The organism is Hydrogenophaga sp., from assembly GCF_030158645.1.
GTDB lineage: Bacteria > Pseudomonadota > Gammaproteobacteria > Burkholderiales > Burkholderiaceae_C > Hydrogenophaga.
The window spans coordinates 1-6,016 of the sequence record NZ_JAOASO010000141.1 but is presented as its reverse complement, the minus strand read 5'-3'; the positions used below and the strand labels follow the sequence as shown (position 1 = coordinate 6,016).

Genomic DNA, 6,016 nt, shown 5'->3' with positions numbered 1-6,016 from the left:
ATCGAGCTTACGGGGGGCATTCCGTGCTGTCACGGAGTTTCCCACAATGTTTTCCCTATTTCAATATGTGCTTTTACTTTCTACATTGTGAAATTTAGCAACATGCCGTCGCGGCTGGACGTCACCCGCGCATGCTTCACAAATCGAAGCACCGCGGGCCTGCTCACTTAGACTCGGAGGGTCATGAGTCCAGCCCCCTCCTCGCTTCCAACAACCGCACCGAAAGCCGCCCAGACACCTTGGTGGAAACGCTGGTGGCGCCGGCTGCCGCCTTCGCGCCAGGACCGGTTTGCCACGCTCGCACCGCTGCTGTCGGTGCTGCTGTTCCTCTCGGCCATCGTCGTGGCCATCACCTACCTGCGATACGAGGAACTCGAACGCGAGCAGGAAGCCGTCACGCGCGATGTGGAATACGCGCAGCAGCGACTGCGCCTGCGCTTGCTGGAACGCCAGGAGCAGCTGATGCGCCTGGCCCGCGAGATCGACAACCGGGACATCGACACCGAAGAGTTCGTCTTCCAGGTGGAGGCTCTGGTGAGCCAGTTCCCCGAACTGCAGGCTGTGACCTGGGTGGACGCCCGGCGCAACGTGCTGGCCAGCTACGCATCACCCAGCGCACCGCTGCGCCTGATGCGGCCCACCGGCAGCACGCTGTCGCCCAACGAGACCGACGGCACCTTCGACCTCGCGCGCGACCTGCGCCAGCCCACCTATTCGCGCCCGCTGGAGACCCAGGATCCGCGCAACGCCACGCTGATGCTGCACGTGCCGCTGAGCGAACAGGGCCGCTTTGCCGGCACCGTCATGGGCGAGTACGCCATCGACGGACTCATGCGCTTCGGCATGCCGCCGGAGATCATGGCGCGCTACGCGGTGGCGCTGGTCGACGACCGTGGCCAGGTGCTCGCGGGCAGCCTGCAGGCGCCCAGCGAGGTGCTGCGCCTGCTGCCCTGGTCCAACCCGCCGCTGGAACACGAGGTGCCGGTCTCCCCGGTGGGCAACGGCCTGATCGTCAAAGCCCAGGGCTACCGAACCTCGCAAGACATCGTGGGCAGCGGGTTCTTCTGGGTGATCGGCGCGCTCTCGGCGCTCACCGTGTGGATGCTGCTCGGCACCTGGCGCCACACGCGCCGGCGCGTGCAGGCCCAGCAAGCGCTGGTATCCGAGACCAACTTTCGCCGCGCCATGGAAAACTCCATGCTCACCGGCATGCGCGCGCTCGACATGCAAGGTCGCATCACCTACGTGAACCCCGCTTTCTGCTCCATGACAGGGTGGACCGAAGGCGAACTGGTGGGGCGCACCGCGCCCTTCCCCTACTGGCCCGACGAAGACCACGACCAACTCACCGCCCGCCTCGAGGACGAACTGCGCGGGCGCTCCACACCGGGCGGCTTCGAGGTGCGCGTACAGCGGCGCGACGGCAGCATCTTCGACGCGCGCATGTACGTGTCGCCGCTGATCGACCCCAAAGGCCACCAGAGCGGCTGGATGACCTCGATGACCGACATCACCGAGCCCAAGCGCATTCGCGAAGAACTCTCGGCGTCATATGAGCGCTTCACCACCGTGCTGGAGTCGCTGGACTCGGCGGTGTCGGTGGCGCCCCTGGGCAGCGACGAGATGCTGTTCGCCAACAAGATGTACCGCATGTGGTTCGGCACCCGCGGACAGGGTCACCGCCACCTGGTGGATCTGGCGGGTGACCAGCCCACACCCAGCCCGGACGACGGTGACGCCGTGGATGCTTTTGCCGGCATGCCGACCGAAACCCTGACGGACGCCGGGGCGGAAAACGCCGAAGTGTTTGTCGAAGAGCTCGACCGCTGGCTGGAGGTGCGCACCCGTTACCTGACCTGGGTGGACGGGCGCCTGGCGCAAATGGTGATTGCCAGCGACATCACGCCGCGGCGTTACGCCGAGGAACAGGCCTCGCGCCAGGCCGAACGCGCGCAAACCGCCAGCCGCCTGATCACCATGGGTGAGATGGCGTCGAGCGTGGCGCACGAACTCAACCAGCCGCTCACCGCCATCAGCAACTACTGCAACGGCATGATCTCGCGCGTCAACGAAAACAAGATCAGCACGCAGGACCTGCTCGGTGCACTGGAAAAAACCGCACGCCAGGCGCAGCGAGCCGGCCAGATCATCCAGCGCATCAAGGCCTTCGTGAAGCGCAGCGAGCCCAATCCGGCGCCGTCCGACGTGGCGCAGATGGTGAGCAACGCGATCGAACTGGCCGACATTGAGTTGCGCCGCCACCAGGTGCGCTTGTCGCCCTATGTGGCGGCACGCCTGCCCAGCCTGATGGTCGACCCGATCCTGATCGAGCAGGTGCTCATCAACCTGCTGAAGAACGCGGGCGAAGCGATCATGCAGGCGGGCCGCGCGCCCGGTGAGCGCTATGTGGAATTGCGCGTGGGTCCGCGACGGCAGGACGACATGGAGGTGGTTGAGTTTTCGGTGCGCGACTCGGGCAACGGCGTGCCCGACGAGATGATCGAACGCATCTACGAAGCCTTCTACAGCACCAAGAGCGAAGGCATGGGCATCGGCCTCAAGCTGTGCCGCAGCATCGTGGAATCCCACCACGGAAGGATGCAAGTGCACAACATCTACAATGGGGAAGAGGTTGTGGGTTGTTGCTTCAGTTTCTGGATTCCGGTGGTCTCCAGATTGAAGGTCGGCGACGCATCAACCGGACCAGCCACAGAGCCGGTGACGGACACAGAAAGAGCGAGATGAGTTTGATCCCGAAAAAAGGCACGGTCTATGTCGTTGATGACGACGAGGCGGTGCGCGACTCACTGCAATGGCTGCTCGAAGGCAAGGACTTTCGGGTCCGCTGTTTCGAATCGGCCGAAGCGTTCCTCAGTCGTTATGACGCACGCGAGGTGGCCTGCCTCATCGCCGACATCCGCATGGGCGGTATGACCGGCATGGAGCTGCAAGAGCGGCTCATCGAACGTCAATCGCCCTTGCCCATCGTGTTCATCACGGGTCATGGCGACGTGCCAATGGCGGTGGAATCGATGAAGAAGGGCGCACTGGACTTCATCCAGAAACCGTTCAAGGAAGACCAGCTCGTCACACTCGTCGAACGCATGCTCGAGCGGGCACGGGAAGCCTTCACCACCCACCAGCAGGCGGTCAGCCGCGACGCCCTGCTCTCCAAACTAACCAGCCGCGAAGCCCAGGTGTTGGAGCGCATCGTGGCCGGCCGGCTGAACAAACAGATCGCCGACGACCTGGGCATCAGCATCAAGACGGTGGAGGCGCACCGCGCCAACATCATGGAGAAACTCGGCGCCAACACCGTGGCCGATCTGCTCAAAATCGCTTTGGGACAAACGCCTGCCAAGGCCTGACACACCGCTCACGGACACCCGTTCAACGCCCGCCCTTCCCGGCGGGCGTTTCCATTTCAACCGCAGCCCGCTCAACCCATGACCGCACAACTCATCGACGGCAACGCCCTTTCCCGCCAACTTCGCGCCGACGTGACAGCACGTGTCACCGCCTTGAAAGCCAACGGCATCACCCCGGGCCTGGCGGTGGTCCTGGTCGGGGAAAATGCGGCTTCGCAGGTGTATGTGCGCAACAAGGTCAAGGCCTGCGAAGACACCGGCATGCACTCGGTGCTGGAGCGCTGGCCTGCCACCATGACCGAAGCCGAGTTGCTGGCGCGTGTGGACGCGCTCAATGCCGACACCACCATCCACGGCATCCTGGTGCAGCTCCCGCTGCCGGCGCACATCGACGCGCAAAAGGTGATCGAGGCGATCTCCCCGGCCAAAGACGTGGACGGCTTCCACATCGCCAGCGCCGGTGCGCTCATGACCGGCATGCCCGGCTTCTGGCCCTGCACGCCCTACGGCTGCATGAAGATGCTGGAGAGCATCGGCTACGAACTCAAGGGCAAACACGCGGTGGTGATCGGCCGCAGCAACATCGTGGGCAAACCCATGGCGCTGATGCTGCTGCAGCAGAACGCCACCGTCACCATCTGCCACAGCGCCACCAAAGACCTGAAGGCGATGACGCTGCAAGCCGACGTGATCGTGGCCGCCGTGGGCAAGCGCAACGTGCTCACCGCCGACATGGTCAAAGCCGGCGCGGTGGTGCTCGACGTGGGCATGAACCGCAACGACGAAGGCAAGCTGTGCGGAGATGTGGATTTCGAGGGCGTGAAGCAGGTGGCGGGCTGGATCACCCCTGTGCCGGGCGGAGTAGGCCCGATGACCATCACCATGCTGATGGTCAACACGCTGGAATCGGCAGAGCGAACCGAGCGCCGCTGACGCGTTGCGTCGCGCCATTACATGGCGCGACGCGGTTCTTGGTGCCGGCTGGCGGGCGTGCAGCGGTCCGGCTGATGCCGTTCGACAACCCGCGCCCCGGTCTGGCCTGCGTCGGCCTCATGCACCACCACTTCGTAAAGTCCGTTCAAATAACGAACCTGCGCGGTGTAGCGGTGCCCGGCCCTCGCGGTCAGCAAGGTGTCGTGGCGCACCACGCTGGAATCGTTCACCCAGCGGCCAGACTTCAGGAAGATGAACTCGAGGTAGAGCGGCACGCCAACTGGCAACCTGAGTTCCTGAACGGTGTCGCCCAGCTGCCGGCGCCCCAGGTGTTCAAGCCCACAACCAGGTGCCACCCTGTGGATGTCGACCGCGACGGTCACGTCACGAAGGAACGAGCCCGATTCCGTCGTGGTCCGGACCTGCAGATTGAAGGGTCCATCCGTCGGGTACGTCCGCACAGAACTGCAAGCGGCGAGCCCGGCGCACGCGAGCAGGACAATTCCCCTGATCAGGAATCCTGCGCGCCAGAGGCTTGTGGTCGGCATGCGATTCCATCCGCCTTCACATGTAGGTCGTCGGATCAGGGCAGCCCGTGAAGTCCCCTGATGCCCATCCACGAACAGCCTCCAGCAGCGCGGAAGATCGAGCCTTCATGCGGTAGACCTCGACGCGCGTGCGCCCTGGGCCGGCCGGCACCGCATCGACCGCAAAGTTCACGATGCCGCCCGGCGGTTCGTCGTGAACCTTGACACTTGCTTTCACATCCACCTGCAGGTCGAGTTCGACCCGCTCCTGGCTTCGCCTGACCGTGGGCGTCGAGACGGCCCGCACCTGCGAGGAGCCAGACCCGAACCCAAAAATGCCAGCGCCGTGCGTGGTGACTTTCGCATGCAGGCATTCGTCTGCCTGGCGCTGCAAGGCACTGCCCACCGCCGCAAATGGCCGATCGACCGTGAATGAGTCGATCCGGAACAAGGCGTGTCCCCCTCGAACCACTGCGCGGAACCCGTCCGGCGTCTGCGGTGGTGTTCCACACCCGATCAACAACCCCGCCACAGCAATAACGCTGGCGACACATCGATGCATTCCATGCTTCATAGCGACCTTTCTTCGGGTCCTATTGGAATACACCGGCAGGCTCATGACTCTCCGGGGTATTCGAGGCGGACAGCTCCGCCTATGAAGTCTTGGTGCCGGTGGTCGCAGACGATCCTTGGGTCAACCGCCACAACACCGACCCGCTGCACAACCATTGTCCGAGGACCATCAGGGTGCCCACGCCATGCCAAAGCCTGAGATTGCCTCCGCTGGCGCGCGCCGTCACGATGTTCTGGGCCACGCCGAACTCCTGGACCAGCGCGAGCAGCATCGCAAACAGCACGAGGCCCATGGTGGTGAGTGCTGCGGGCGCGATGGTCGTACCTTCGCCACGCCAGCGGCGCAGGATCATCAGCAAAACCATGCCCAGCACCAACCCGGCCCAGCATTGCAACGAGAAAATTCTGGCGGCCACCGGTCCGGCCATCGCCGGGCTGCCCAGCGTGGCAAACAGCAAGGGCACCGCCAGAAAACTCAGTGCCGAGATGCCACCCCACCACAGGGCCGCCACAAAAACAGAGAGCCGTTGCAGCGGCATCAGGCGTAGCGCACGGCCACAATTTCAAAGCGCTTGGTGCCGCCCGGCGCTTGTACTTCGGCCACGTCGCCTTCTT

At 64.2% G+C, this 6,016-nt stretch carries 6 protein-coding genes; 3 read left to right on the top strand and 3 right to left on the bottom strand.

From position 1 onward, the window contains the following. The first annotated feature begins 183 nt into the window (after positions 1 to 183). The 3 genes from Q1W68_RS15070 to folD all read left to right on the top strand — a co-directional run bounded on the left by Q1W68_RS15070 (position 184) and on the right by folD (position 4,301). On the top strand, positions 184 to 2,745 hold the full coding sequence (locus Q1W68_RS15070) for a PAS domain-containing sensor histidine kinase (protein WP_300650523.1): 2,562 nt from the start codon (positions 184 to 186) through the stop codon (positions 2,743 to 2,745). Further along, positions 2,742 to 3,368 carry a response regulator transcription factor gene (locus Q1W68_RS15065; protein ID WP_069046646.1) on the top strand — a complete coding sequence of 209 codons (627 nt, stop codon included), beginning with the start codon at positions 2,742 to 2,744 and terminating at the stop codon, positions 3,366 to 3,368. Before Q1W68_RS15070 ends, Q1W68_RS15065 begins: the two co-directional genes overlap by 4 nt. 78 nt (positions 3,369 to 3,446) lie before the next feature. Next, positions 3,447 to 4,301, top strand: coding sequence for a bifunctional methylenetetrahydrofolate dehydrogenase/methenyltetrahydrofolate cyclohydrolase FolD (gene folD, locus Q1W68_RS15060; RefSeq protein WP_300661239.1), 855 nt, complete (start codon positions 3,447 to 3,449; stop codon positions 4,299 to 4,301). A 17-nt stretch (positions 4,302 to 4,318) separates the two neighbouring features. Here folD and Q1W68_RS15055 read toward each other — a convergent pair whose 3' ends face one another. The 3 genes from Q1W68_RS15055 to Q1W68_RS15045 form a co-directional block, all read right to left on the bottom strand. Next, entirely contained in the window at positions 4,319 to 4,849 is a 531-nt protein-coding gene (locus tag Q1W68_RS15055; RefSeq protein ID WP_300650687.1) for a hypothetical protein, read from the bottom strand. A gap of 16 nt (positions 4,850 to 4,865) precedes the next feature. Continuing rightward, positions 4,866 to 5,279: a hypothetical protein gene (locus Q1W68_RS15050; RefSeq protein WP_300650684.1), complete on the bottom strand. Its 414-nt coding sequence runs from the start codon at positions 5,277 to 5,279 to the stop codon at positions 4,866 to 4,868. Between the two features lie 202 nt (positions 5,280 to 5,481). Next, entirely contained in the window at positions 5,482 to 5,940 is a 459-nt protein-coding gene (locus Q1W68_RS15045) for a DUF4149 domain-containing protein (protein WP_300650682.1), read from the bottom strand. Positions 5,941 to 6,016 lie beyond the last annotated feature (76 nt).

Excerpts from the sequence above, each read along its gene's own strand:
- Q1W68_RS15070 (WP_300650523.1), top strand. The coding sequence starts at position 184 with ATGAGTCCAGCCCCCTCCTCGCTTCCAACAACCGCACCGAAAGCCGCC.
- Q1W68_RS15065 (WP_069046646.1), top strand. The coding sequence starts at position 2,742 with ATGAGTTTGATCCCGAAAAAAGGCACGGTCTATGTCGTTGATGACGAC.
- folD (WP_300661239.1), top strand. The coding sequence starts at position 3,447 with ATGACCGCACAACTCATCGACGGCAACGCCCTTTCCCGCCAACTTCGC.
- Q1W68_RS15055 (WP_300650687.1), bottom strand. The coding sequence starts at position 4,849 with ATGCCGACCACAAGCCTCTGGCGCGCAGGATTCCTGATCAGGGGAATT.
- Q1W68_RS15045 (WP_300650682.1), bottom strand. The coding sequence starts at position 5,940 with ATGCCGCTGCAACGGCTCTCTGTTTTTGTGGCGGCCCTGTGGTGGGGT.